At 72.5% G+C, this 24,607-nt stretch carries 23 protein-coding genes; 8 read left to right on the top strand and 15 right to left on the bottom strand.

Annotated elements, in window-relative coordinates; genetic code table 11:
• Positions 1-16 precede the first annotated feature (16 nt).
• A complete protein-coding gene (locus ACZ56E_RS12175; protein ID WP_468610729.1) occupies positions 17-451 on the bottom strand; it encodes a BlaI/MecI/CopY family transcriptional regulator in 435 nt (144 codons plus the stop codon).
• A 200-nt stretch (positions 452-651) separates the two neighbouring features.
• Here ACZ56E_RS12175 and ACZ56E_RS12180 point away from each other — a divergent pair, with 200 nt between their 5' ends.
• On the top strand, positions 652-1,227 hold the full coding sequence (locus tag ACZ56E_RS12180; RefSeq protein WP_362988564.1) for a TerD family protein: 576 nt from the start codon (positions 652-654) through the stop codon (positions 1,225-1,227).
• Positions 1,228-1,249: 22 nt separating this feature from the next.
• Positions 1,250-1,657 carry a CoA-binding protein gene (locus tag ACZ56E_RS12185; RefSeq protein ID WP_471213540.1) on the top strand — a complete coding sequence of 136 codons (408 nt, stop codon included), beginning with the start codon at positions 1,250-1,252 and terminating at the stop codon, positions 1,655-1,657.
• A gap of 33 nt (positions 1,658-1,690) precedes the next feature.
• On the opposite strand, the gene ACZ56E_RS12190 is transcribed toward ACZ56E_RS12185, so the two are convergent.
• The gene (locus ACZ56E_RS12190; RefSeq protein ID WP_471214083.1) at positions 1,691-2,770 is read right to left on the bottom strand and encodes a PucR family transcriptional regulator; all 1,080 of its coding nucleotides are present in this window, start codon (positions 2,768-2,770) and stop codon (positions 1,691-1,693) included.
• 128 nt (positions 2,771-2,898) lie between these two features.
• Here ACZ56E_RS12190 and ACZ56E_RS12195 point away from each other — a divergent pair, with 128 nt between their 5' ends.
• Positions 2,899-3,339: a nitroreductase family deazaflavin-dependent oxidoreductase gene (locus tag ACZ56E_RS12195; protein WP_471213542.1), complete on the top strand. Its 441-nt coding sequence runs from the start codon at positions 2,899-2,901 to the stop codon at positions 3,337-3,339.
• A 37-nt stretch (positions 3,340-3,376) separates the two neighbouring features.
• On the opposite strand, the gene ACZ56E_RS12200 is transcribed toward ACZ56E_RS12195, so the two are convergent.
• The 5 genes from ACZ56E_RS12200 to ACZ56E_RS12220 form a co-directional block, all read right to left on the bottom strand.
• A complete protein-coding gene (locus tag ACZ56E_RS12200; protein WP_471213544.1) occupies positions 3,377-4,030 on the bottom strand; it encodes a CGNR zinc finger domain-containing protein in 654 nt (217 codons plus the stop codon).
• Between the two features lie 98 nt (positions 4,031-4,128).
• On the bottom strand, positions 4,129-5,295 hold the full coding sequence (locus ACZ56E_RS12205) for an oxidoreductase (RefSeq protein WP_471213545.1): 1,167 nt from the start codon (positions 5,293-5,295) through the stop codon (positions 4,129-4,131).
• 75 nt (positions 5,296-5,370) lie between these two features.
• Positions 5,371-6,423 carry an LLM class flavin-dependent oxidoreductase gene (locus ACZ56E_RS12210; protein ID WP_471213547.1) on the bottom strand — a complete coding sequence of 351 codons (1,053 nt, stop codon included), beginning with the start codon at positions 6,421-6,423 and terminating at the stop codon, positions 5,371-5,373.
• On the bottom strand, positions 6,423-6,968 hold the full coding sequence (locus tag ACZ56E_RS12215; RefSeq protein WP_471213549.1) for an SRPBCC family protein: 546 nt from the start codon (positions 6,966-6,968) through the stop codon (positions 6,423-6,425). Before ACZ56E_RS12215 ends, ACZ56E_RS12210 begins: the two co-directional genes overlap by 1 nt.
• Before the next feature lie 135 nt (positions 6,969-7,103).
• Positions 7,104-7,601, bottom strand: a complete 498-nt coding sequence (locus ACZ56E_RS12220) for a winged helix-turn-helix transcriptional regulator (protein ID WP_471213551.1) — start codon at positions 7,599-7,601, stop codon at positions 7,104-7,106.
• Positions 7,602-7,780: 179 nt separating this feature from the next.
• On the opposite strand from ACZ56E_RS12220, the gene ACZ56E_RS12225 reads away from it, so the two are divergent.
• Positions 7,781-8,650 (top strand): AAA family ATPase, encoded by an 870-nt coding sequence (locus ACZ56E_RS12225; protein ID WP_471213553.1) that lies wholly within the window; start codon positions 7,781-7,783, stop codon positions 8,648-8,650.
• Positions 8,647-10,080: a VWA domain-containing protein gene (locus ACZ56E_RS12230; protein ID WP_471213555.1), complete on the top strand. Its 1,434-nt coding sequence runs from the start codon at positions 8,647-8,649 to the stop codon at positions 10,078-10,080. The genes ACZ56E_RS12225 and ACZ56E_RS12230 overlap by 4 nt, the downstream gene beginning before the upstream one ends.
• On the opposite strand, the gene ACZ56E_RS12235 is transcribed toward ACZ56E_RS12230, so the two are convergent.
• Complete coding sequence (locus tag ACZ56E_RS12235) at positions 10,046-11,014, bottom strand: tellurite resistance/C4-dicarboxylate transporter family protein (protein WP_471213556.1); 969 nt, start codon at positions 11,012-11,014, stop codon at positions 10,046-10,048. The genes ACZ56E_RS12230 and ACZ56E_RS12235 overlap by 35 nt on opposite strands.
• 135 nt (positions 11,015-11,149) lie before the next feature.
• Here ACZ56E_RS12235 and ACZ56E_RS12240 point away from each other — a divergent pair, with 135 nt between their 5' ends.
• The 3 genes from ACZ56E_RS12240 to ACZ56E_RS12250 all read left to right on the top strand — a co-directional run bounded on the left by ACZ56E_RS12240 (position 11,150) and on the right by ACZ56E_RS12250 (position 16,296).
• A complete protein-coding gene (locus ACZ56E_RS12240) occupies positions 11,150-12,463 on the top strand; it encodes an ATP-grasp domain-containing protein (RefSeq protein ID WP_471213557.1) in 1,314 nt (437 codons plus the stop codon).
• 72 nt (positions 12,464-12,535) lie between these two features.
• The gene (locus ACZ56E_RS12245; protein ID WP_471213559.1) at positions 12,536-14,575 is read left to right on the top strand and encodes a CocE/NonD family hydrolase; all 2,040 of its coding nucleotides are present in this window, start codon (positions 12,536-12,538) and stop codon (positions 14,573-14,575) included.
• 176 nt (positions 14,576-14,751) lie between these two features.
• A complete protein-coding gene (locus ACZ56E_RS12250) occupies positions 14,752-16,296 on the top strand; it encodes an FAD-dependent oxidoreductase (protein WP_471214084.1) in 1,545 nt (514 codons plus the stop codon).
• On the opposite strand, the gene ACZ56E_RS12255 is transcribed toward ACZ56E_RS12250, so the two are convergent.
• From ACZ56E_RS12255 to ACZ56E_RS12285, 7 genes are all read right to left on the bottom strand, one after another.
• A complete protein-coding gene (locus tag ACZ56E_RS12255) occupies positions 16,291-17,568 on the bottom strand; it encodes a carboxylesterase family protein (protein WP_471213561.1) in 1,278 nt (425 codons plus the stop codon). The two genes, ACZ56E_RS12250 and ACZ56E_RS12255, sit on opposite strands and share 6 nt — an antisense overlap.
• 91 nt (positions 17,569-17,659) lie before the next feature.
• Positions 17,660-18,628, bottom strand: a complete 969-nt coding sequence (locus ACZ56E_RS12260) for an anti-sigma factor RsbA family regulatory protein (protein ID WP_471213562.1) — start codon at positions 18,626-18,628, stop codon at positions 17,660-17,662.
• Positions 18,625-19,518 (bottom strand): MEDS domain-containing protein, encoded by an 894-nt coding sequence (locus ACZ56E_RS12265; RefSeq protein WP_471213564.1) that lies wholly within the window; start codon positions 19,516-19,518, stop codon positions 18,625-18,627. Before ACZ56E_RS12265 ends, ACZ56E_RS12260 begins: the two co-directional genes overlap by 4 nt.
• 64 nt (positions 19,519-19,582) lie before the next feature.
• Positions 19,583-20,779, bottom strand: coding sequence for an XdhC family protein (locus ACZ56E_RS12270; protein WP_471213566.1), 1,197 nt, complete (start codon positions 20,777-20,779; stop codon positions 19,583-19,585).
• A complete protein-coding gene (locus ACZ56E_RS12275; RefSeq protein ID WP_471213567.1) occupies positions 20,772-22,901 on the bottom strand; it encodes a xanthine dehydrogenase family protein molybdopterin-binding subunit in 2,130 nt (709 codons plus the stop codon). Before ACZ56E_RS12275 ends, ACZ56E_RS12270 begins: the two co-directional genes overlap by 8 nt.
• Complete coding sequence (locus ACZ56E_RS12280) at positions 22,898-23,890, bottom strand: FAD binding domain-containing protein (RefSeq protein WP_471213569.1); 993 nt, start codon at positions 23,888-23,890, stop codon at positions 22,898-22,900. Before ACZ56E_RS12280 ends, ACZ56E_RS12275 begins: the two co-directional genes overlap by 4 nt.
• Positions 23,887-24,432: a (2Fe-2S)-binding protein gene (locus tag ACZ56E_RS12285; protein WP_398306851.1), complete on the bottom strand. Its 546-nt coding sequence runs from the start codon at positions 24,430-24,432 to the stop codon at positions 23,887-23,889. The genes ACZ56E_RS12280 and ACZ56E_RS12285 overlap by 4 nt, the downstream gene beginning before the upstream one ends.
• Positions 24,433-24,607: the final 175 nt, after the last annotated feature.

Consider the following 24,607-nt stretch of genomic DNA (forward strand, 5'->3'; position numbering starts at 1 on the left):
GAACCTCCCTCGGGCGTCAGTCGTCGGCCTCGGCGCCCGCCTGCCCGAGCAGGCCGCGCAGCAGCTCCTCGTCGTCGGGCGTGAGCGTCGTGACGAAGCTGGCGAGCACGGCCTCGCGGTCGCTCTCGCCGTCGAGCACCTTGCGCATGCGGAAGGCGGCGAGCCCGGCCTCGTCCGACGCGGGCAGCCATGCGAACGACCGGCCCGCGCGCTCGCGGGTGACCGCGTTCTTCGCGAGGAGGCGGGTCAGGATCGTCATGACGGTGGTGTACGCGAGGTCGCCGCCGATCCGCTCCTGCACCCAGGCGGCGCTGACGGGTCCGCGCGCGGCGTGCAGCGCGGCGAGGACCTGCGACTCCAGTTCGCCCTGCGCACGGCGGCGCAGTCGCGGCTGCCGCTCGGCGCGCTCGGGGTTCTCGGGGTGCTCGCCGTACCCGTCGGCATGCGTCATGCCCGCAATCCCTCCAGCCTCAGTGTGCTCACCAGTCTCTGTGCGCTCCACGGCGGACGGGGAGCGCCCTATCGTAACGGGGCACCGCCGCACCACCCACTTCTACACTCCTGTAGATTTTTGGGAGCCAGAATCCATATCGCGCCAAATTCAGATCGCGCGGTATCCGCATCGCAGAACTCTGACCGTAGGAGGACATCGTGGGAGTTTCCCTGGCCAAGGGCGGCAACGTCTCGCTCAGCAAGGAGGCGCCGGGCCTCACCGCCGTACTGGTCGGCCTGGGCTGGGATGTGCGCACCACGACCGGCACGGACTACGACCTCGACGCCAGCGCGCTGCTCTGCGACGACTCCGGCAAGGTCGTCTCCGACCAGCACTTCGTCTTCTACAACAACCTGACGAGCCCGGACGGCTCGGTCGAGCACACCGGCGACAACCTCACCGGTGAGGGCGAGGGCGACGACGAGGCCGTGAAGGTGAACCTCGCGCAGGTGCCCGCCGACATCTCGAAGATCGTCTTCCCGGTGTCGATCCACGACGCCGAGAACCGCGGCCAGAGCTTCGGCCAGGTCCGCAACGCCTTCATCCGCGTGGTGAACCAGGCGGACGGCGTGGAGATCGCCCGCTACGACCTGTCGGAGGACGCCTCCACCGAGACCGCCATGGTCTTCGGCGAGCTCTACCGACACGGCGCCGAGTGGAAATTCCGTGCGGTCGGCCAGGGTTATGCCAGTGGGCTGCGCGGCATCGCGACAGACTTCGGTGTGAACGTCTGACAGTTTCGAGGAGGCAGGTCATATGTACGGCGACCAGGAGACGGTGCGCAGGATCCTGACGGAGCTCGGCGACACCTGGGCCGTCGTGGGCCTGTCCAACAACCGCGACCGGGCGGCGTACGGCGTCGCGGCCGTCCTGCAGCGCTTCGGCAAGCGCGTCGTGCCGATCCATCCCAAGGCGGAGACGGTCCACGGCGAGCAGGGATACGCGTCCCTGTCCGCCGTGCCGTTCCGGATCGACGTGGTGGACGCGTTCGTCAACAGCGCGCTGGCGGGCCAGGTGGCCGACGACGCGGTGGCCGCCGGCGCGCGGGCGGTCTGGTTCCAGCTCGGTGTGGTCGACGAGGCGGCGTACGACAGGACGCGTGCGGCGGGCCTGGACATGGTCATGGACCGCTGCCCCGCCATCGAGATCCCGAAGCTGGGCTAGCCCGAAGCCACCCTCCAGAAGGCCCGACCGGCCTCAGAACGGCTGGTCGGGCCAGTCCAGCAGGCGGGCGCCGATCACCGCGGTCTGCAGGGTGTAGCGGTGCACGGGATCGGCCGGGTTGGCGCCGGTGAGCTTGTGTATGCGCTCCAGACGGTACGTCAGGGCGCGCACGCTCAAGGAGAGGCGACGGGCCGCCTCCGCCGCGACGCAGCCCACGTCGAAGAACGCGGCGAGCGTGTCGATGAGCGGCTGCGCCCCGCCGCGGGCCTGCCGCAGCGGGCCGAGCGTATGGACCACCAGGTCGGCCATGGCCTGCCGGTCGCGGGTCAGCACGGGGTAGACGAGCAGATCGGCGGCGCGCAGCACGGGCTCGTCGAGTTCCAGGCGTTCGGCAAGGTCGAGGGCGTTGAGTGCCTCCTCGTACGACTGGACGACACCGCCCGGGCCCGGTTGCGAGCGGCCGATGACGACCCGGCCGCCCTCGACGGCGGCGTACGCGTGCTTGGCGAAGAAGGCGAGAACCTCACCCTGGTCGCCGGGGGCGATGCACACCAGCCGGCCGTCCTTGGTGGTGAGCAGGATGCTGCGGTCGCCGAACCGGCCGAGCAGGGCGCGCTCGACCTCGCGGGGCACGGCGTCCCCCTCCTCGTATCCGCTCGCTCCCTGGGCGACGGCGACCGCGTGTTCGTAGGAGAGGCGAAGGCCGAAGCGTTCGGCTCGTTCGGCGAGCAGGCCCAGGTCGCTGCGTCCGTGGAGGAGGTCGTCGATGAACTCGCGCCGGGCGGCCTCCTCCTGACGGACCGCGAGGCGCTGTGCGCGTTCGTACCCCTCGGCGAAGGCGTCCACGGCCTGCTCGACGGCGGCCAGCGCGCTGTCCGTGGAGACCGTCCGTGCGGCGGGCCAGTGCTCGCGGGCCGCAGCCAGGTGTGCGCCCACCAGAGTCCGCAGTCCGAGCCCCGCCTCGGCCGCCCGCTCCCCCAACACCCGCCGCGAGTCCAGCTCGTCGCGGTTCAGCCTGCGCCCGGTCGCGGCCGCGGCGGCCAGGATGCGGGCATAGCCGTCGAGGTACTCCCCGGGTACGCCGTACCCCTCCACACCTGATCCGTCCGCCATGCCCGCCCCGATGCCGTGGTGAACCGCTGCCACCGTACTGAATGATTTGATACCTTTTTAACGCATACGGAGTCGGTAGCCGCCGACCGGGTCGGAACAATCGGCGGTCCCGCGCCGTTGAAGCCGGTATGCCTCTGACTGGTGAATACGAACCCGGCACATGGGACTGGGCGAGCAAGCAGGCCCAGCTGTACGAGAGCTCCGGCGGCACCGACGGGACGACCATGCAGGGAAAGCCGGTCATCCTGCTGACCTCGGTCGGCGCCAAGAGCGGCAAGCTCCGCAAGAACCCCCTGATGCGCGTCGAGTTCGACGGGGAGTACGCGGTGGTCGCGTCGAAGGGCGGCGACCCGGCGCACCCGTCCTGGTACCACAACCTGATCGCGCATCCGCATGTGGAGCTGCAGGACGGCCCGGTGAAGAAGGACTACCGCGCGCGGGTCGCCTCCGGTGAGGAGCGGCGGCTGTGGTGGGAGCGGGCGGTCGCGGTCTGGCCGGCGTACGACGAGTACCAGAAGAAGACGGACCGGGAGATCCCGCTCTTCATCCTGACCCCGTTCGAGTCCTGACCCTCTTCGGGTCGGGTTCCGAACCTGTTCGGGAGGCCTACCGCTCTCGCTGTCGGGCGCGGTAGGCCCGCAGGTTCGCCGCGTTGCCGCACGTCTTGACGTCGTGCCAGACGCCGCTGTTGTTGCGGGAGCGGTCGTAGAAGGCCACGCGGCAGACGGGGTTGCGGCAGGACTTCAGCCGCCGGGCGGTGTCCGCCTGCTGTGCCTCGTACACCGCCGCGAGGACAAGTGCGGTGAGCCGGCGCCACCCGTCGTCGCCGTGGGGTTCGAGTCGTACGACACCGTCCTCGCCGAGCCGCAGTGCCGCCGCGGCGGTGTGCTCCGGCACCGGTGGCGGGTCCCCGGCCTCGCCCCGCGTTCCCCGCGCGGCGATCTCCTGAAGGCTGTCGCGGAAGGCCCGGAGCTCGGGCAGCGCGCCGACGTCCAGGATCACGCGCGGCGCCGGTCGCCCGGTGACGGCCGCCCACTCGGCACACGCCTCGCCCGCCCACGCCTGCGCGTCGGCCACGTCCGCGAGGAAGTCAGCCCTTCCGGATCCCGCCGATCCCGCCGATCCTGCTGAACCCGCCGCTCCCGCCGAACCCGCGTCCCCCGGCGCCCCCGCCGACACGGTGTTGAGCAGGTCCTGGACGAGGCCGAGCCCACCGGGCGCGGGCTCCAGCCGGTACCGCTCGGTCGCCGACCAGCTCATCGTGGATCACCTTCCGGGGTGCGCGGGAACGCCCCGATCTTCGGGGCGCCCCACTCTTTCACGCCGGACCGGCACCACCGTCCCCCTGCCGTCAGGCGTCACACCAGCGCGCTCAACAGCGCGGCGTCGTACGGCACCGCCTCGTCGAGGTGCCCGGTGAGAGCCTTCGTCGGCCACTCGGGATCGGCGACGAGCGCGCGGGCGACGGCGACCAGATCGAACTCGTCGCGCTCCATGCGGTCGAGGAGCGGGGCGATGCCGGTCACGCCGGACCGCTGGGTGCGTCCCGGCGCGCCCGCGAACTGCTGAGCGAGACCGACGGAGCCGACGGTGACCGACGGCTTGCCGGTGAGCTTCTTCGTCCAGCCGGCGAGGTTCAGGTCGCTGCCCTCGAACTCGGGGAGCCAGTAGCGCCGCGTCGAGGCGTGGAAGGCGTCCGCTCCCGCCTCGGCCAGCGGGACGAGGAGCGCCTCCAGTTCCCGCGGCCCCTCGGCGATCCGCGCGTCGTAATGGTCGGTCTTCCACTGCGAGAGGCGGAACAGGACAGGGAAGCCGGGCGAGACCGCCGCCCGCACGGCGGCGACGACCTCGGCGGCGAACCGGGCCCGGGACGCGGGGTCACCGCCGTAGGCGTCGGTGCGGGTGTTGGTGCCGCTCCACAGGAAGTTGTCGATCAAGTAGCCGTGGGCTCCGTGCAGTTCGACGCCGTCGAAGCCGATGCGTTCGGCGGCGGCCGCGGCCTCGGCGAAGGCGCGGACGACCGCGTCGATGTCGTCGAGCGTCATGGCCCTGCCGTGTGCACGCCCGTCGAGGTCGACGCCGGACGGCCCCTCCGCGGGGACGCTGGACGGACTTTCCGCAGGGCCGCCGTGCGGCTGCCCGGCACCGGCCACCCGCAGCACACCCGTGTGCCACAACTGAGGCATGATCCGGCCGCCCGCCGCGTGGACCCGCTCGACCACCGCCGCCCAGCCGGCCAGGGCCCGCTCACCGTGGAAGTGCGGCACGCCGTCGTACGCGGCGGCCGCCTCCCGCCGCACATAGGTGCCCTCCGTGACGATCAGACCCGCGCCACCGGCCGCGCGCCGCGCGTAGTACGCGGCGACGTCCTCGCCGGGCACGCCGTCCGGCGAGAAGCGCCGGGTCACCGCGGCCATCGCGATGCGGTTGCGCAGCGTCAGGTCGCCGAGGGTGAAGGGGCGGCCCAACAGACGTGCGGCGCGCGACGCGTACTCGTTCGATACGCCACTGTCCACGGTCTCCATGGCGGGTTCCTCTGTTCTCTAGTGCTCTTGAGTACGAGCACTATGACAGAAGCGTAGCCACTTTGCCTATGTCGCTCAGCCAGGCTCCCCCTCCCGTACGAGCTCGATCGCCCGGCCCAGCGTGCTCAGCCGCGCGTCGAGCGTGTCGCCCTCCGGATAGAGCCGGACCGTGTCGACGCCCGCGGCGCGCCAGACCCGCAGGCGTTCGCGCACCATGTCCTCGGTGCCGATCAGGGTGGTCGCGAGGACCATCTCGTCGCTCACGAGGCCGGCCGCGCCGTCCCGGTCGCCCGCCTGCCAGCGTTCGCGGACCGCCGCGGCGACCTCGGCCCAGCCCTGCCTGCTGTAGGCGGCGTTGTAGAAGTTGGTGGTGGCGGAGCCCATCCCGCCGAGGCTGAAGGCGAGTTCCTTCTTGCGGCCCGCGACCATCGCGCGCAAGGCGTCCTCGTCGTCCGCGAACGCCACTTCGGCGCCCTGGCAGATGTCGAGGTCGGCGCGGGTGCGGCCGGCCGCGGCGAGGCCCGCGTCCAGATGGTCGAAGTACGCCTCCTTGGCGCCCTCCGGCACGAAACTGGTGCCGAGCCAGCCGTTCGCGACCTCTCCCGTGAGGCGGAGCATCTTCGGGGAGAGGGTGGCGAGGTAGATCGGCAAGTCGTGCTCGGTGCGCAGCGACAGACGCATGGGCCTGGCCTCGCCGCCGGGCAGCGGGACGGTGAACTCGCGCCCCTCGTGGACGATCTTCTCGCCGGAGGCCGCCCGCCGGATGATGTCCACGGTCTCCCGCATCCGGGAGAGCGGCCGCGCGAACGGCACGCCGTGCAGCCCCTCGATCACCTGCGGCCCCGACGGACCGAGACCCAGCAGGAACCGCCCTTCGGAGATGTGCGAGAGCGTGAGGGCGGCCCGGGCGATGGCGACGGGGCTGCGGGTGCCGAGCTGGATGATGGCCGAGCCGAGCAGCAGCCGTTCGGTGCGGGCCGCCAGGTAGCCGAGCGGGGAGGGCGCTTCGGAGCCCCATGCCTCTGCCACCCAGCAGATGTCCATGCCCAGCTTCTCGGCCTCGGTGACGAAGTCGACCGTCTCCCGCCAGTCCGCCCCGGACGCCTCGATCGTCGTCGACGTACGCATCAGGACCGTGCCCCTTCCGCGGTGGGCGCGCCGGCCGTGCCCTCGGCCAGCGCCTTGATCGCGTCGACCGTGGCGGTCATGCTCCGCTCGAACTCCCGCAGCCGTACGAACACGATCTTCTGTTCCTTCTCCGGCATCCGTTCGATCGCGTGGCTGAGTCCCGAGCGGCCGGGGCCGAGCCGCATCCACTGCGTCAGGAGCGTGCCTCCGTCGTCCTGCGCCGCGAGGCCGAACCTCCACAGGGCGCTGGGGTGTTCGGGGTCGCTCACCGCCCACGCGAACTCGCGCGGCGCCTCGCACGCCACGACGTACGACGTGGTCTCCCACTCCCCCAGCGAGTCGTGCCTGCTGCGCCCGGTGAACCGCGCGCCGAGAGCGGGGCCGCTCGCTCCGTCCAGCCATGCGACCGACTGCAACTCCGCACTCAGCGTCGGCAGCAGGCCGATGTCGGAGACGAGCTCCCAGACCCGTTCCGGTGACGCGGCGATCCGCCCGCTCACCTCGACCGTCGGCCCGTCCGCGTACCGTGCGCCTGTCCACTCCATCGAAGACCGCCCTCCACGTCGCCTACGAGGCTTACGCCTCTGAGTCATGCGCCTTCTGACCTTGAGAGTTGCGTAGATAGACTCACTCGTCAAGGGTCGAGCAGCGTCGTACGGACGCGGCGGCGCGCGCCGTCTTCAGCGGTTGAACCGCGCCTGCACGTCCGGGCGTTCGGCGAGGCGCGGCGGGTAGCCGGGGCCGAGCCGCGGGCTCGTGTTCGCGGCCGTCATCGGCTCCCCACAGTCGGCGCAGACGACCTCGGCGCGACTGTCATGGCCGCAGCGGTCGTGGTGGAACACGACCGGCGCGCCTTCCTCGCCGCTCAGCCAGCGGTCGCCCCAGCTGTTCATGGCGGCGAGGACACCGAAGAAGTCGCGGCCCTTCTCGGTGAGCACGTAGTCGTAACGCATCGGCTCGCTCTGGTAGGCCCGCTTCTCCAGGAGGCCCTCGTCGACGAGGCGGCGCAGCCGGTCGGTGAGGGTGTTGCGGGCGATGCCGAGCTCTCGCTGGAAGGCGTCGAAGCGCTTGATGCCGTAGAACGCCTCGCGCAGGACGAGCGGTGTCCACCAGTCGCCGAGCAGGTCCATCGTGCGGGCGATGGAGCACGGCCAGTTCGCAAAGGAAGTCCGCCTCATGACGCCAGCATACGAAGGTCGGTCTCAGCATGAGACCCAGCAGAGAGGAACGGCTCCCGGGGACGTGACGTTCGACGCAAACGACGCCCGCCTGTTGTGAGCGGGCGCCCGCGGCTGATCAGGTACGGGGACCGGGCCCCGCGGGAACCGGCCGAGCCGAGCAGTCAGGAGAACTCCCCATGACGACCGGGTACTTCACATCCGTCGACGACGTCTCGGCACGCCTGGCCACGACCGGCTATCTGGCCTCCCCCGCCGTCGCCACGACCGTCTTCCTCGCGGACCGGCTCGGCAAGCCGCTGCTCGTCGAGGGTCCGGCCGGCGTGGGCAAGACGGAGCTGGCGAAAGCCGTCGCCGAGGTCGCGGACGCCCGGCTCGTACGGCTGCAGTGCTACGAGGGTGTCGACGAGTCGCGCGCGCTGTACGAGTGGAACCACGCCAAGCAGCTCCTGCGCATCACCGCGGGCCGCGACGAGTCGTGGGACGAGACGCGCACCGACATCTTCAGCGAGGAGTTCCTGCTCTCGCGCCCGCTGCTCACCGCGATCCGCGGCGACGGGCCGAAGGTCCTGCTGATCGACGAGACGGACAAGGCCGACGTCGAGGTCGAGGGACTGCTCCTGGAGGTCCTCAGCGACTTCCAGGTCACGGTGCCGGAGCTGGGCACGATCCGCGCCGGGCGCCGCCCGTTCGTCGTCCTCACCTCCAACGCGAGCCGCGAGCTGTCCGAGGCCCTGCGCCGCCGCTGTCTGTTCCTCCACATCGGCTTCCCCGAGGAGGATCTGGAGCGGCGCATCGTCCGGATGAAGGTGCCCGGGCTCGACGAGGCGCTCGCCGCGTCGGTGGTGCGGGTGGTCGGCGCGCTGCGCGCGATGGACCTGCGGAAGGTGCCGTCGGTCGCGGAGACCATCGACTGGGCGCGTACGCTCCTCGCGCTCGGCGCCGACACGCTGGACGAGACCGTCGTACGCGACAGCCTCGGCGTGGTCCTCAAGCATCAGGACGACGTGCTGAAGGCCGTCGCCAAGCTGGACCTGGACGCCGTGTGACGGCCCCGCCCTCCGAAGGCGGGCCCCGTCTGCCCGTCCCCGGTATCACCGGCCGCCTCACCGGCCTGGTCGGCACCCTCCGCTCGCATGGCCTGCGCATCGGTCCCGGTGAGACCGTCGACGCCGCGGCCGCCCTGGAAGCGCTCGGTCTCACCGACCGGGAGCGGGTGAGGGAAGGGCTCGCCGCCGCGCTGCTCCACCGGGAGGACCAGCGCGCGGTCTTCGACCCGGTTTTCGACCTGTACTTCCCGCTGGGCGTGGGTGCGCCGGACGACGGGAGCGGCCGCGTGCACGAGGGCGGCGGTGACGCCGAACGGGACGCGCTGCGAGAACGGCTCGTCGCCGCGCTCGCCGCGAACGACCAAGCACTCCTCGGCCAGTTGGCGGGTGAGGCGGTGGACGGCTTCGGCGGTTACGGCTCCTCCTCGTCGGGCGCGGACGGCTGGTCGTCGTACCAGACACTGAGCCGGCTGCGTCCGGAGACGCTGCTCACCCGGGTCCTCGCCGCCCTCCGCGCGGGCTCCACCGGGCAGGACACCGGCGAGGCGGCGTTCACGGACCGCCTCCTGGCGGACGAGGTGCGGCGCCGCATCGAGGGGTTCCGTGAGCGGGTCCGTACCGAGGCGCGCCGCCGGGTCGCCGAGCGGCGCGGCACGGAGGAGATCGCCCGCCGTGCCGTGGCGACCACCGCCGACCGCGTCGATTTCCTCCTGGCGGGCCGTGCGCACCTGGACGAACTCCGCCGGGCGGTGCATCCCTTGGCGCGCAGGCTCGCGACCCGGCTTGCGGCCCGTCGCAGGCGGGCCGCGCGCGGCAGCATCGACCTGCGCCGCACCCTGCGCGGTTCGCTGTCGACGGGTGGGGTGCCGATGCGCCCTGTGCTGCGTCGTCGCCGTCCGGCGCGCCCCGAACTGGTCCTGCTGTGTGATGTGTCCGGCTCGGTGGCGGGCTTCGCGAACTTCACGATGCTGCTGGTCCAGGCGTTGCACGACCAGTTCAGCAAGGTGCGCGTGTTCGCCTTCGTCAACCGCGTGGACGAGGTGACGGGGCTGGTCGCGCGCGGCGCCGCCGACCCGGGTGGCCTCAGCGCCCGGATCCTCGGGCAGGCCACCGTGACGGGCTGGCACGGGAGCAGTGACTACGGGACCTCCCTGGGCGAGTTCGCCGAGCGGTACCTCGACGCGGTCGGCCCGCGCTCGACGGTCTTCGTCCTCGGCGACGCCCGGACGAACATGAGCGATCCGAACCTCCCCGCGCTGCGGCACATCGCCGAGCGGGCCCGCCGGGTCTACTGGCTCAATCCGGAGGGGCGCTCGCAGTGGTCGACCGGGGACTCGGCGGCGTACGCGTACGCCGATCTCGTCGAGATGCACGAGTGCCGCAACGCGCGGCAGCTCAGCGGTCTGGTCGCACGTCTGCTGCCCGTCTGACCATTCCCGCGAACGCGCACAGCCAGGCCGCCACCGCGATCCACAGCAGCACCCTGCCCGGCTCCCGCAGCCAGGGGATGTCCGCCGCCGCGCTCACCGAGAGCGTGGCGACGGCCGTCATTCCCATCGGGAAGACCGTGGCCCAGCGCCGCACGTCGTAGCGCGGGCGCGGCCAGCGCACCTCGGCGACCAGCAGGACGAGGTACCAGGCGAGGTCCAGCGCGAGGACGAGCAGGGTCACCATGCGCAGGACGTCGTGCCAGGCACCCGTGAACAGGGGCGCGGCCACGAGCTTCGTCCCGGCGAGGGCGGAGATCGCAAGGGCGCCGCCCGCCACCCACTGGTCGCCCGCGCCCGTCCGCAGGCCGGAGAGGTCGAAGCGGGCGAAGGCCGCCCCGTACAGCACCAGGCCCAGGCAGAAGAAGCCGAGCGCGACGCCGGAGAGCGGGCGCGCGGGCAGGGCGAGGGCCAGGGTGCCGCACAGCACCGCGATCCCCTGGGTGGCGACGCAGACGAGGAAGACCGCGCCCGGCATGCGGTGTCCCCAATGGCGTACGACAGCGGGCAGCAGGACCGGCCAGAGGACGGCGGCGATCACCAGCAGGGTCACGGCGAGCGGCTGCCGGCCGAGCAGCGAGAGGCGGGTGCCCAGCACACAGGTGGCGGCGACGGCGGTGAGCGCGGGCGGCGTGTCCGCCTCCGCCGCCCAGCGCGAGCGTCGGCGCGTCAGGCGGAACGTGAAGTCCGCGGCGAGCGCGATCCAGGCGGCCGCGGCCATCGCCAGGGCCGCGCGGGAGAGCGTCTCGTGGCCGAGGAGGTGCAGGCCCACGGAGATGATCCCGGTGGCCATCACCGCGGATCCCGCCGCGGGCGGCAGCCCCGTCCACCAGGCGGTGAACCGGGCCCGGCGGGTCGTCGGCGGGCTGGGCGTCATGGCTCCAGGATCGGCGACCGGGCCCGGGTCCGCCGGTCGGGCGGAGCCGGTCGGGATCTTCCCGCGCCCCACCTGACGTGTGCCTTTTCGACGTGCGGGTACCCGGCCGCTCCGACGACGACTGGAGGAGAATCCGTGGCTGCACCCCGCAAGAACGTCTTTGTGCTCGGTCTGGACGAAGCCAATCTGCCCATCCTGAACAGCGTTCCCGACGCGGCGCACTACCGCTTCCACCCGCTGCTCACCGTCGAGGAGCTGCAGGGCGGTGAGGTCTCCGTGCCGGATCTGCTCGACAAGGCCCAGGGCATCCTCGACTCGTTCGACGGAAGCATCGACGCGATCGTGGGCTACTGGGACTTCCCCGTCAGCACGCTGGTCGCGATACTCGGCGACCGCTACGGCACCCGCAGCACCAGCCTGGAGTCGGTCGTCAAGTGCGAGCACAAGTACTGGAGCAGGCTGGAGCAGCAGAAGGTGATCGACGAGCACCCGCGCTTCGGCCGGGTCGATCTCGACGCCGACGATCCGCGGCCGCCGGAGGGGGTGCGGTTCCCGATGTGGCTCAAGCCCGCGCTCTCCTATTCCTCCGAGCTGGCGTACAGCGTCAAGGACCAGGACGAGTTCCGGGAGGCCTGTGCCCGGATCAAGGAGGGCATCAGCCGGGTCGGGCGCCCCTTCGAGTACATACTCCAGCAGCTCGACCTGCCCCCTGAGATGGAAGGGGTCGGTGCCCAGGTCTGTCTCGCGGAGGAGGCGATATCGGGCGTCCAGGTGGCCGTCGAGGGATACGTGCACCGGGGCGAGGTCACCGTCTACGGCGTCCTCGACTCCATCAACTATCCCGACTCCTCCTGCTTCCTGCGCCACCAGTACCCCTCCGGCCTGCCGGAGCCAGTGATACGGCGGCTGCACGACGTGTCGAAGCGGGTGATCCGACAGGTCGGCATGGACTCGGCGACGTTCAGCATCGAGTACTTCTACGACCCGAGCACGGACGCCATCAACCTCCTGGAGATCAACCCCCGGCACTCCCAGTCGCACGCGGAGCTCTTCGCGTACGTCGACGGCGTCCCCAACCACCACTGCATGGTCAGCCTCGCCTTCGACGAGGACCCGGCGCTCCCCCACCGCGGAGGCCCGTACGCGACGGCGGCCAAGTGGTACTACCGCTGGTTCGCCGACGGCGTGTCGCACCAGGTGCCGACGCCCGAGGAGATCGAGCGGATCGAGCACGACAACCCGGGCGTACGCGTCGATGTCCTCGCCGAGGAGGGCAGGAAGCTGTCCGAGGTGACCGACCAGGACAGCTACAGCTACGAGCTGGCCCACATCAGCACCGGCGGCGACAGCGAAGAGGACCTGCGGCGCAAGTACGACCGGTGCGTGGCCGCGCTGGGGCTCGCCTTCGACGGCACCGAGCCCGGCGGCCGCGACCTCACCAACGACTAGCCGCACCACCGAACCACCCCGCACCACCCGTCGGCCCCGGCGGGAAAGCAACTGAGAGGACGGCCCCGCACCATGCGTTACGTGGGCAATCTCCCGTACGCGACGAAAGAGGAAGAGCACGTCGTCATCCCCATGTCCGACGGCGTCCGGCTGTCGGCCCGCGTCTGGCGGCCCACCGCGTCGGACGACGACCCGGTGCCCGCCATCCTGGAGTACATCCCGTACCGCAAGCGCGATCTGAGCTCGCAGCGCGACTCGATCCACCACCCCTACATCGCGGGGCACGGGTACGCGTGCGTGCGGGTCGACCTGCGCGGCACCGGCGAGTCCGAGGGCGTGCTCACGGACGAGTACCTGGAGCAGGAGCAGACCGACGCCGAGGAAGTCCTCGCCTGGCTGGCGGAGCAGCCGTGGTGCGACGGCTCCACCGGCATGATGGGCATTTCCTGGGGCGCGTTCGCCGCCCTCCAGGTCGCCGCCCGACAGCCGGAGAGCCTCAAGGCGATCGTCATCTCGTCGTTCACGGACGACAGGTACGCCGACGACATGCACTACATGGGCGGCGCGATGCTGTCGGACAACCTCGCCGAGGCGGGCACCATGTTCGCCTACGCCACCTGTCCCCCGGACCCCGCGGTGGTCGGCGACCGCTGGCGCGAGATGTGGCAGGAGCGGCTCGACCACGCCCGGCCCTGGGTCCTGGAGTGGCTGCGCCACCAGCGCCGCGACGCGTACTGGGAGCACGCCTCCGTCTGCGAGGACTACCAGGCCGTGCGCTGTCCCGTCCTCGCCTCCAGCGGCTGGGCGGACGGCTACTCCAACGCCGTGACCCGGCTGCTCGGCCATCTCGACGTGCCGCGCAAGGGCCTCGTCGGCCCCTGGTCGCACAAGTATCCGCACCTGGGTGAGCCCGGCCCCGCCATCGGCTACCTGCAGGAGGTGGTGCGCTGGTGGGACCACTGGCTCAAGGGTGAGGACAACGGCGTGATGGAGGGCCCGATGCTGCGGGCCTGGATGCAGGAGAGCGTGCCGCCCTCCACCTCGTACGAGGAGCGTCCCGGGCGCTGGGTCGGCGAGCCCGACTGGCCCTCGCCGCACATCGAGCAGGTCAGCCGCCCACTGGCGCGGCACCGCATCCTCATGGACGGTGAGGCGCCCGGCGACGAGGTGCCCACGGGCGAGGCGATGACCGTGCAGTCCCCGCTCTCCGTCGGCCAGTTCGCCGGAAAGTGGGCGTCCTACAACGCGCCGCCGGACCTGCCCTACGACCAGCGCGAGGAGGACGGCGGGTCGCTCGTCTTCGACTCGCCCGAGCTCACCGAGACCGTGGAGATCCTCGGCTCGCCCTCCGTCGAACTCGACCTGTCGGTCAGCGAACCGGTGGCCACCGTCGCCGCCCGCATCTCCGACGTCGCCCCCGACGGGCGCGCCACCCGGGTCACCTACGGCGTGCTCAACCTGACCCACAGGAACGGCACCGGCGAGCCCGAACCGCTCGAACCGGGCCGCCGCTACCGCGCGACCCTCCAGCTCAACGGCGTCGCCCAGTCCTTCCCGCCCGGCCACCGGATCCGGCTCTCCCTGTCGACGTCGTACTGGCCGCTGGCCTGGCCGCCGCCGCGACCGGTGGTGCTCACCGTGTACGAGGGGTCCAGCGCGCTGCGGCTTCCGGTGCGCCCGACGGCGGAACCGGACAACGCGCCCCAGCGGCCCTTCGGCGAGCCCGAGGGCACCCCGCCGCTCTCCACCACCCAGCTGTCGCCGCCGGAGCAGCGCTGGGAGGTCAAGCGCGACCTGGTCGGATACGACTCCTCGCTGGAGATCGTCAAGGACCGCGGCACCGTGCGCTACGACGAGATCGGCCTCGATGTCGGCTGCCGGGCGTACGAGCGGTACACCGCTACCGGGGACGACTTCACCTCGGTGGGCGGCGAGTCCGACTGGACGATGCGGTTCCGGCGGGACGACTGGGACGTCAGCGTGCGGACCCGCACGGTGCTGAGGTGCGACGAGGAAAACTTCTTCGTCGACGCGACCCTGGACGGCTACGAGGGAGAGCGTCGCGTGTTCTCCCGCACCTGGAACGAGACCCTGCCGCGCGACTGCCTCTGACCCGTGCCCGCCCGACCCGGCCGCACCTCCGGGAAGCCGCCGGCCGGTCCTCCGACCGGCCGTGACCGGCGGCGCGGCGGCCGGGTTTGGCGCACGGGCCGGGGGAGACTCGCCCTCACGCACGCCGAGACCCTGGAGGCCGCCATGTACACCGTCACGGATGCCGCATGAACGACATGAAGACACCCGGTGCGCTGCCGGGCCGCCCCGAGTCGTACTGGATGGAGACCAGCGCGTCGACGTCCCACCCGCCCCTGGCCGAGGACATCGAGGTGGACGTCGCCGTGGTCGGCGGCGGCGTCGCGGGGCTCAGCACCGCGTGGGAACTCGCCCGCGCCGGGCGGTCGGTCGCCGTCCTGGAGGCCGACCGCATCGCCGCCGGCGTCACCGGCTACACCACCGCCAAGCTCACCGCCCTGCACTCCCTCGTCTACGAGCGGCTGCGCCGCACGCGCGGCCCGGAGGGCGCCCGCCTCTACGCGGAGTCGCAGCAGCGGGCGGTGGAGCACGTGGCGGCGGTCTCCGCCGAGCTCGGCATCGACTGCGACCTGGAACGCGCACCGGCCTTCACCTACACGACCCGCGCCGACCGCACCGACGAGCTGCGTGCCGAGGCCGCCGCGGCCCGGGAGGCCGGCCTCGCCGCCTCGTACACGGAGGAGACCGGCCTGCCGTTCCCCGTGGCGGGCGCGGTGCGCGTCGAGGACCAGGCGCAGTTCCACCCCCGCTCCTATCTGCTCGCGCTCGCCGACGACCTGCTGGCGCGCGGCGGTGTCATCCACGAGCGGACCCGGATCACCGGGCTGCGCGAGGGTTCGCCGTGCACCGTGACCTCCGAGTCCGGGCACACGGTCACCGCCAGGGCGGTCGTCATCGCCACGCACTACCCGGTCTTCGACCGCGCCCTGCTGTTCGCCCGGCTCTCCCCCAGGCGCGAGCTCGTCGTCGCCGCTCCCCTGGCGGCCGGCCAGGACCCGGGCGGCACGTACATCACGCAGGACGACGGCAAGCGCTCGGTGCGCACCGCGCCGTACGGCGGTGACGGCGGGCGGCTCCTCATCGTCACGGGCGACAGCTTCACGCCGGGCACCGGCGACCCCGCCGCGGGCTTCCGCAGCCTGGACACCTGGATGCGGGAACGCTTCGACGTCGGTGAGACGGCCTACCGGTGGGCGGCCCAGGACAACGACGTGTCCGACACCGTCCCGATGGTCGGCCCCTTCCACCCCGGCGCCCGGCACACCTACGTGGCGACCGGGTTCGGCGGCTGGGGCATGAGCGGCGGCGTCATGGCGGGACAGCTGCTCACCAAGCTGATCTCGGGCGAGAAGTCGCCGTGGGCCGAGCTGTACGATCCCCGCCGGCTGTGGAGCACCGTGCGGGAGATGCCGTCCCTGCTGAGCACGCAGGCGGAGGTCGCACGGCACTTCATCGGGGACCGGCTCCGCCCGACCCACCTCGACTCCGTGGACGAGATCCCCGCGGGGTCCGGGGCGGTGGTCCGGGTCGAGGGGCGGCGCTGCGCGGTGCACAGGGACGCGTCGGGCGCGCTGCACGCGGTCTCCGCCACCTGCACCCACCTCGGCTGCCTGGTCTCCTTCAACGACGCCGAGACGACGTGGGAGTGTCCCTGCCACGGTTCCCGGTTCGCCACCGACGGTTCGGTCCTCCAGGGTCCTGCGACCCGCCCGCTGGAGCCGCGGGAACTGCCCGGCTCATGAGGCCTCGGCCCTGACCCTGTCCTTGGGAGCCGGTCCACCGGTCAGGGGCGCGGGCAGGGCGCCGGGCGTGCCCGTGCGGGCGAAGGTGAGCCACGCGGAGCGCAGCGCCCTGCCGAGCCGGTCGGTCTCCTCCCACGGCGTCCCGCCCAGCATGGGTGCCGACCGCCACGCGTCGCGCGTCCCGAAGAGCAGGGGCAGTTCGAGGCAGTGGGTGGCGCCGAACGGGGATCCGGCGGGGCGCCAGTCGATGCGGTACGCGTGCACCCGGTCGCCGGCCCGCGCCAGGCGCTCCCCGTAGCGGGACAGCGGCTCCTCGTACACCTCGCGGGTGCGCGCCGCCGGGTCCTCGCCGTCGCCGAGGAACACGGTCATGTCGTCGGCGTTCCAGCCGTACAGGACGTCGAGGCCGCGTGCGTTCCCGTCGGGCGGGGTGTCCGGGGGCGGGAGGGGTGCGACTCCTTCCACGGGGATGAAGGCGGGCTCCATCCGCCGTCCCGCCGTGCGCAGGTGGACGGCCGCCGTCTCGCGCTGGGCCGCCAGGATCGCGGTCACGTCGGCCGTGCGCGGATCCGTGCCGAGGGCGTCGGCGAAGACCTGCCCGAGCGCGAGGGACTCCTTGTGGGGGCGGGCGGTGATCTCCAGCGGGGCGCTCTGCAGGACGGCCCGGCGGAACAGGCCGCGCGCCTCGGGGAGTTCCATCAGGAGGCGGACGGAGATGCCGCCGGCGGACTGTCCGATCACGGTGACGTTCGCGGGGTCGCCGCCGTAGTCGGCGATGTGTGAGCGCACCCAGCGCAACGCCTCCACCTGGTCGTAGAGGCCGAGGTTGCCCTCGCTCACCCCGTCGAGGCAGAGGTAACCGAGAGCCCCCAGGCGGTAGTTGACACTGACGACGACCACATCGCCCTCGGCCGCGAGGACTCCCCCGTCGTACCAGTCCATGAGGCCCGCGCCGGTGGCGAACCCGCCGCCGTGCAGCCAGACGAGCACCGGTCTGGCCGCCGCGTCCCTGGCCGGTGTGGCGATCGACAGGTTGAGGCAGTCCTCGCCCTGCGGGAGGGTGTCGGAGGGCGGGCCCATCACGAAGTCGAGCCGGGAGGGGGGTTGTGGGCAGATCTCGCCGGTGGAGGGGCGGGGGTCCCGGGCGGCTACCGGCCGGGGCCGGGCGAAGCGTTCGGCGGTGGCGAAGCGGATCGGTCCCGTACGGATCACTTCTGTACCGATCACTTCTGTACCGATCACTTCCGTACGGGACGGCGTGCTGTCGCTCATGCTTCCGCACCTTCCGTGGTGACTACACTCAACACGGCGAAGTCTCCGCCACCGGGCGGCAATGCGCCACCAGTTCGACCCGGGCGTGCGGTCAGCGGCGGAAGTGGACGCGTACGGTCGAGCCGTCGGCGCCGAGGTGTGCGGTGACCAGATCACTCAACTGCCGCACGGCCCACAGGCCGTGGCCCTTCTCGGCGCGCGGGTCGGGCGGGACGTGGCCCAGATAGCCCGCATCCCGCGCCTCGGCGGTGGGGCGCCCGCCGCCGGAGTCGGCGATCTCGCAGACCACCCAGTCGGCGTCGCTCCACAGCCGCAGCACGCCCCGGCCGCCGCCGAACCGGACGGCGTTGACCACGGCTTCGTGCACGGCCGCCGCCATGTCGCGTGCGCGGTCGTCGGTGAGCCGGCAGCGGCGGGCGTACTCGGCGACGGCGATCCGGACGGCCACCGACTCGCCACGGGCGAAGGAGACCCTCCGGGGCGCGTGCGGCGGCGCGGGCGTCTCGGGTGAGGTGCGCACGAGTTCGTCGCACTCGGCGTAGAAGGCGGGCGGGTCCGCGTACCGGCCGCCGTCGGCCGAGCCGTTACCCGGGACCATCTCCGGGTGGGTGCGCCGGGCGTCGGCGAGGATCGCTTCGGGCAGGACACGGGCGTCGTAGGGGCATAAGACCCAGTGGCCCGAGTCGGCGAACGCCACGTTGATCAGGGATTCGTAGCGCGTCCATTCGCGGGTCTCGAAGGTGGTCCGCCCCGTCCACACCGGCTCGCCGATGACGCGGACGCGCCGGTCGCCGCCCTCCTCGCGCTCCGTGCAGTAGGCGTGGTACCGGCCCAGTGTGCGGGACGGGAAGTGGTACCAGTCCAGGGCGTCGACGAAGTCGACCTCCCGCGCGGCGCCGCCGAGCGCGTCCCGCAGCAGGGCGAGGTTGCCGCCGCGGACGACGGCGAGCACCGCGTCCCCTGCCGTGAGCCCGTCCCGGACGAATCCGACCGTGCCGGACAGGAATTCCTCGTCCGAGGAGTAGCGGAGTGCCTGGTGGACGAAGCCGGTCCGCCTCATCGCCCCTCGCGCCCCCTTCCCAGGTCCAGGCCGGGGATGCGGTCCCAGCCGGTGGCGTGCATGACCCGGCGCACGTGCGGGGCGACGCCGTCGAGGACCAGGCCGCCGCCCAGCGCGTACAGACCGAGGCCCGTGAAGACGAACAGGCGCAGCGCGCACACGTCGATGAAGGTGAGGTCGCGCAGGTCGAGGCGGGCGCGGTACTGGTCGTCCGGCCGGTCGGCGGCCCGCTCGGTCTCGGCGCGCAGCGCGCGGGCCACCGCGGTGAAGTTGCTGTCGTCGACCTCGCCGCACAGGGCGAGACCGGGCGGCGTGAACGTCCGGGTGATGCGCAGCAGTTCGTCCTGCCACACGTCGTCGGCGATCACCCTGCCCTGGTGCAGCGCGTCGAGGGCGGCCAGTTCGTCCGGGCCGAAGAGGCGGCGGTCGTACTGGCACAGGCCGAGCACGGGCAGCGTCGCGAAGAGGGGGTCGAGGCGTCGCTCGGCGTCGCAGAGTCCCTCGGCCGTCTCGGTGGCCCGGCGCGGCGCCACCTCGAAGGCGATCCGCAGTCCGAGGAAGCCGTCGGCCTCGGCGGCCGCCGCTTCGTGGCGCACCAGTCCAGGGAGGTCCCGCAGCCGCCCGGGCTCGCTCAGCCGGGAGCTCGTCCGCAGCCGGCCCTCGGCGAGCGCGCCCGGCACGTCGCACCCCTGGCGCCGCAGAAAGCCGAGCAGGGCGGCGGGCGGCTCGTCGGCCGAGGTCAGCAGGAGGCCGCGTTGACCGCAGGCCAGGGCGTCGAGGAGGTACGCAGCGAGCACCGCCTCGCGCTCCTCGTCCGTCCGGTGGCCGAGGAGGAGATGGTCCCCCGGCCGCATCTGCCCGACGGCTCGCAGGGCCGGCGTGGTGTCCATCTCACGCATCCCCTCCGCACAGCGTCCGCCGCGCCGCTACCCGGTGTGGCTGGACGACTACACGTTACGCATGTGAGGCGCCCTCCGTAACGGGCCCCCGGTGTTCCCCACCCTGCCGGGCGTCACCGGGCACGTCGTGGTGGATCGGAGTCCGCGAGCCGGTCAGTGGCAGGCCGGTGCCGCCCTGTCGCGCCGCGACGATCTCCGCCGCGATGGACAGGGCGGTCTCCTCGGGCGTGCGGGCCCCGAGGTCGAGGCCGATCGGCGAGTGGAGCGCGGCCAGTTCGTCCTCGGTGAGGCCCTCCTCGCGCAGGCGGCGGTCACGGTCCTCGTGGGTGCGGCGGGAGCCCATCGCGCCGACGAACGCGACGGGCAGCCGCAGCGCCGCCGCGAGGAGCGGCACGTCGAACTTGGCGTCGTGGGTGAGCACGCACAGGACGGTGCGGCTGTCCGTGGCGGTGCTCCGGAGATAGCGGTGCGGCCACTCGACCACGATGTCGTCGGCCTCGGGGAAGCGGGCCGGGGTGGCGAAGACGGGGCGGGCGTCGCAGACCGTCACGTGGTAGCCGAGGAACTTGCCCGCGCGGACCAGGGCCGCCGCGAAGTCGACGGCACCGAAGACGATCATGCGGGGCGGTGGCACGCTCGACTCGACGAGGACCGTCACGGCGCTCCCGCAGCGCGTACCGCTCTCGGAGACGACGAACTCGCCGGTGCGGCCGGCCGCCAGCAGGGCGCGGCTCTCCCCCGCCGCCGTGCGGTCCAGCTCCGGATGCCCGCCGAGTGTTCCTTCGTACGTCCCCTTCGTCCCCTCCTCGCCCTCCGGGGCCACGAGGAGGGGTCTGCCGAGGAGTTCGGCCGGGCCCTCGAACACACGGGCCAGGGCCACGGCCTCGCCGCGTCCCGCGGCGGACAGGGCGGCGGCGTACACCGCCCTGTCCGGCGCGGCCGCGGTCACCGGGGCGACCAGGACCTCGATGACCCCGCCGCAGGTCAGCCCGACGGCGAAGGCGTCCTCGTCGCTGTAGCCGAACCGCTCGACGGTGGCTTCGCCGTCCTGGAGGGCCTGGAGGCACAGGTCGTAGACCGCGGCCTCGACGCAGCCGCCGGAGACCGAGCCGATGACGGTGCCTCCGGCGTCGACGGCCAGCGCGGCGCCGGGACCCCGCGGTGCGCTGCCGCCGACGCTCACGACGGTGGCGACGGCGAAGTCCCGGCCCTCCTCGACCCAGCGGTTCAGGTCGTCGGCGATGTCAAGCACGGGGCGCTGTTCCCGCCAGCAGGACGCGGTCGGGGCGGATCGGCAGAGACCGGTGGCGGACGCCCGTCGCGTGCCAGACCGCGTTGGCGACCGCCGCGGCGGCGCCGACGATCCCGATCTCTCCGATGCCCTTGATGCCCACCGGGTCGTCCGCGTCCGGGTCGGGCACCCAGTCCGCCTCGATGTCCGGCACGTCGGCGTGCGTGGCGATGTGGTAGCCCGCGAGGTCGGGGCCCACGAGACCGCCCGACGCCGCGTCCCTGACCGCCTCTTCGTGCAGTGCCATGGACAGGCCCCAGGTCATGCCGCCGATCAACTGGCTGCGTGCGGTCAGCGGGTTGACGATGCGTCCCGCGGCGAAGATGCCGAGCATGCGCCGCACCCGCACCTCGCCGGTGGTGACGTCCACGGCGACCTCGGCGAACTGGGCGCCGAAGGCGTGCCGTTCCTTCTGGCTGAGCGCGCCGATGGCCTCGCTGGTGTTCGCCCGTGCGGTGATCCCCTCCGGAGGGATGTCCCCGCCGGGTACCAGCTTCTCCCGCAGCTCGCGCGCCGCGAGCGTGACCGCCCAGCCCCAGGACCGGGTGCCCATGGAGCCGCCCGCGATCATCGCGGGCCCGAAGTCGCTGTCGCCGATGTGGACACGGACCCGGTCCGGGGCGACTTCCAGGGCGTCGGCGGCGATCAGGGTGAGCGTGGTTCGCGCTCCGGTGCCGATGTCCGCCGCGGTGATGCGCACGGTGTAGGTGCCGTCGGCCTCCGCCGTCACGGCCGCGGTGCTCGGGGCTACGAGCACCGGGAAGGTGGCCGCGGCCGTGCCGGTGCCGAGCAGCCAGCGTCCCTCGCGGCGCACGCCGGGGCGCGGATCGCGGTCCGCCCAGCCGAACCTGCGGGCGCCCTCGTCGAAGCACGCCAGTAGATTGCGGCTGCTGAACGGCAGGCCGGAGACGGGGCCGACGTCCGGTTCGTTGCGGGCCCGCAGCGCGATGGGGTCCATGCCGCACTTCTCGGCGAGTTCGTCGAGGGCCGACTCCACCGCGAAGGATCCTGGCGCCTCACCGGGGGCGCGCACCCAGGTCGGTGTGGGCACGTCGAGGCGTACGACACGGTTGACGGTGTGGTGCGCGTCGGCGGCGTACATCGAGCGTCCGAACCCGGCGCTCTCCTCGACGAACTCGTGGACGGTCGACGACAGGCTCTGTGCCTGGTGGTCGAAGGCGAGCAGCCGCCCGTCGGGCTCGGCGCCGAGCCGGACGCGTTGCGTGGTGGGGCTGCGGTAGCCGACGAGGGAGAACATCTGGCGGCGCGTCATGACGACGCGGACGGGCCGGTCGAGGGTGGTCGCCGCCATCACGGCGAAGACCTGGTGGATCCGCAGCCCCTTGGACCCGAAGGCGCCGCCGACGTGCTCGGATCGCACCCGCACCGAGGTCGGGTCGAGGGAGAAAAGCTTCGCCAGCTCGTCCGCGACCCAGGTGCTGCCCTGATTGGAGTCGACGATGTCGAGGCGGCCGTTGTCCCAGCGCGCGGTCGCGGCGTGCGGCTCCATGGAGCTGTGGTGTTCTTCGGGGGTGCTGTATTCGGCGTCCACGATGTGCGCGGAGGCGGCGAGTTGGGACTCCAGGTCGCCCTTCTCCTTGCGCATGCCGTCGCCGTCCGGCGTGTATGTGCCCGGGCGTCCGGCGGAGAACTCGACGTCGTGCGGCTCTTGGTCGTAGTGGACCACGAGCGCCTCGGCGGCCTCCCTCGCCTGTTCCGGCGTCTCGGCGACGACCAGCGCCACCGGCCAGCCCACGAAGGGCACCCGGTCGTGCTGGAAGGCCTCGACGATCGGGTCGGGCCGCCCGAGCATGCCCACGTAGTCGGCGTCGACCCGCGGCGCGTTCCCGTGGTGCAGCACGGCGAGGACGCCGGGCATCGAGAGGACGGCCGCGGTGTCGAGGGAACGGACGCGGCCGCGGGCGATCGTGGAGAGCGCGAGCCAGCCGTGGGCGAGGTCCGCGAAGGGGAGCTCCCCGGCGTAGCGGGCCGCGCCGGTGACCTTGTCGCGGCCCTCGACGCGGGTGTGCGCGGTGCCGACGGCACCAGTGGTCGCCGTGGTCGTTGTCGTGGTGGTGGTCATCGGGGCGCCTCCTCGGTGAGTTCGGTCAGCAGGGCCACGACGAGGTTGCGCGTGAGCGTCACCTTGTAGCCGTTGTCGGGCAGGGCGCGGGCGGCGGCCAGTTCGGCGTCGGCCGCTGCGGCGAAGGCCTCGGCGCTCGCCGGGCCGCCGGTCAGCACGCGCTCGGCCTCCCGGGCCCGCCACGGCCGGGACGCGACCGCGCCGATCCCTATGCGCACGTCCCGTACGACACCGTCCCGTACGTCGAGGGCGGCGGCGATCGAGCCGATGGCGAAGGCGTAGGAGGCGCGCTCGCGCACCTTGCGGTAGCGGGAGACGGCCGCGACCGGGGCGGGCGGCAGGGTGACGGCCGTGATGAGCGCGCCGGGCGGCAGCGCGGTCTCCAGATGCGGGGTGTCGCCCACGGGCAGGTAGAAGTCGGTGATCGGCAGCGCGCCGGGTCCTTCCGCCGTTTCGTAGTGGACGACGGCGTCGAAGGCGGTGAGGGCCACGCCCATGTCGGAGGGGTGGACGGCCACGCAGTGCTCGGTGGCGCCGAGGATCGCGTGGTTGTGGTGCACGCCCTCGACGGCGGAGCAGCCGGTGCCGGGCTCGCGCTTGTTGCAGGGCTTGCTCAGGTCCGTGAAGTAGCCGCAGCGGGTGCGCTGCAGGAGGTTCCCGCCGACCGTCGCCATGTTGCGCAGCTGGCCGGAGGCGCCCGCGAGGACCGCCTGCGCCAGCGCCGGGTAGCGGCGGCGCACGTCGGGGTGGGCGGCGAGATCGCTGTTGGTGACGGTCGCGCCGATGCGCAGGCCGCCGTCCTCGGTGGTCTCTATCCGGTCCAGGGGCAGTTCGCGTATGTCGACGAGGAGCGCGGGCCGCTCCACGCCTGTCTTCATCAGGTCGACGAGGTTGGTGCCGCCGCCGAGATAGCGGGCGTCGGGGTCGGCGCCGAGCACGGCGACCGCGCCGGGCACGTCATGGGCGCGCTGATAACCGAAGTCCCTCATGCGGTGGCACCTTCCTCGGCGCTCGCGGCCTTCGCGACGGCCTGCACGATCGATACGTACGCGCCGCAGCGGCAGAGGTTGCCGCTCATCCGCTCGCGGATCTCCTCGGCGGTGAGCTCGGGCACGCCGGCCTCGGGCCGCACGTCGGTGGTGGCGGCGCTCGGCCAGCCCGCCGCGTGCTCCTCGAGGACGCCGAGGGCGGAACAGATCTGCCCCGGCGTGCAGTAGCCGCACTGGTAGCCGTCGAGGTCGAGGAAGGCCTGCTGGACGGGGTGCAGCCGGTCGCCGTCCGCGACGCCCTCGATGGTGGTGATCTCGCGCCCCTCGGCGGCGACCGCGAGCTGTAGACAGGAGACGGCCCTGCGGCCGTCGATCAGCACTGTGCAGGCCCCGCACTGGCCCTGGTCACAGCCCTTCTTGGTGCCGGTCAGATCGAGTCGCTCGCGCAGCGCGTCGAGCAGGGTGGTGCGGTGGTCGACGGTCAGTGTGTGCTTCTCACCGTTGATGTTCAGGGTGAGGGCACTGGACGTCGATGGAGCCATGAGCAGCCTTCTTTCGCGAATCGCGTCGAACGAGGCGGTCCCGGCGGGAGGTACGGGAAGGGATGGCGCTGAACAGGGAGGAAGACCCTGCCGCTCCGACAGCGGGGGTCCCCAGCGGCCGTGACTGCCGCTATGGTGACCCTAAGCGGACAGCCGTCCGTTAACCGTCGAACTT

The sequence above is a fragment of the Streptomyces sp. NPDC039480 genome (genome assembly GCF_055597165.1).

What these genes read in the sequence shown, in the direction of transcription:
- ACZ56E_RS12190 (WP_471214083.1), bottom strand. Translation starts at nt 2,770, where the DNA reads ATGGCGGACGGATCAGGTGTGGAGGGGTACGGCGTACCCGGGGAGTAC.
- ACZ56E_RS12285 (WP_398306851.1), bottom strand. Translation starts at nt 24,432, where the DNA reads ATGGCTCCATCGACGTCCAGTGCCCTCACCCTGAACATCAACGGTGAG.
- ACZ56E_RS12210 (WP_471213547.1), bottom strand. Translation starts at nt 6,423, where the DNA reads ATGCGTACGTCGACGACGATCGAGGCGTCCGGGGCGGACTGGCGGGAG.
- ACZ56E_RS12275 (WP_471213567.1), bottom strand. Translation starts at nt 22,901, where the DNA reads ATGACCACCACCACGACAACGACCACGGCGACCACTGGTGCCGTCGGC.
- ACZ56E_RS12185 (WP_471213540.1), top strand. Translation starts at nt 1,250, where the DNA reads ATGTACGGCGACCAGGAGACGGTGCGCAGGATCCTGACGGAGCTCGGC.
- ACZ56E_RS12235 (WP_471213556.1), bottom strand. Translation starts at nt 11,014, where the DNA reads ATGACGCCCAGCCCGCCGACGACCCGCCGGGCCCGGTTCACCGCCTGG.
- ACZ56E_RS12175 (WP_468610729.1), bottom strand. Translation starts at nt 451, where the DNA reads ATGACGCATGCCGACGGGTACGGCGAGCACCCCGAGAACCCCGAGCGC.
- ACZ56E_RS12255 (WP_471213561.1), bottom strand. Translation starts at nt 17,568, where the DNA reads ATGAGCGACAGCACGCCGTCCCGTACGGAAGTGATCGGTACAGAAGTG.
- ACZ56E_RS12195 (WP_471213542.1), top strand. Translation starts at nt 2,899, where the DNA reads ATGCCTCTGACTGGTGAATACGAACCCGGCACATGGGACTGGGCGAGC.
- ACZ56E_RS12250 (WP_471214084.1), top strand. Translation starts at nt 14,752, where the DNA reads ATGAAGACACCCGGTGCGCTGCCGGGCCGCCCCGAGTCGTACTGGATG.
- ACZ56E_RS12225 (WP_471213553.1), top strand. Translation starts at nt 7,781, where the DNA reads ATGACGACCGGGTACTTCACATCCGTCGACGACGTCTCGGCACGCCTG.
- ACZ56E_RS12205 (WP_471213545.1), bottom strand. Translation starts at nt 5,295, where the DNA reads ATGGAGACCGTGGACAGTGGCGTATCGAACGAGTACGCGTCGCGCGCC.
- ACZ56E_RS12215 (WP_471213549.1), bottom strand. Translation starts at nt 6,968, where the DNA reads ATGGAGTGGACAGGCGCACGGTACGCGGACGGGCCGACGGTCGAGGTG.
- ACZ56E_RS12200 (WP_471213544.1), bottom strand. Translation starts at nt 4,030, where the DNA reads ATGAGCTGGTCGGCGACCGAGCGGTACCGGCTGGAGCCCGCGCCCGGT.
- ACZ56E_RS12220 (WP_471213551.1), bottom strand. Translation starts at nt 7,601, where the DNA reads ATGAGGCGGACTTCCTTTGCGAACTGGCCGTGCTCCATCGCCCGCACG.
- ACZ56E_RS12265 (WP_471213564.1), bottom strand. Translation starts at nt 19,518, where the DNA reads ATGGACACCACGCCGGCCCTGCGAGCCGTCGGGCAGATGCGGCCGGGG.
- ACZ56E_RS12260 (WP_471213562.1), bottom strand. Translation starts at nt 18,628, where the DNA reads ATGAGGCGGACCGGCTTCGTCCACCAGGCACTCCGCTACTCCTCGGAC.
- ACZ56E_RS12280 (WP_471213569.1), bottom strand. Translation starts at nt 23,890, where the DNA reads ATGAGGGACTTCGGTTATCAGCGCGCCCATGACGTGCCCGGCGCGGTC.
- ACZ56E_RS12245 (WP_471213559.1), top strand. Translation starts at nt 12,536, where the DNA reads ATGCGTTACGTGGGCAATCTCCCGTACGCGACGAAAGAGGAAGAGCAC.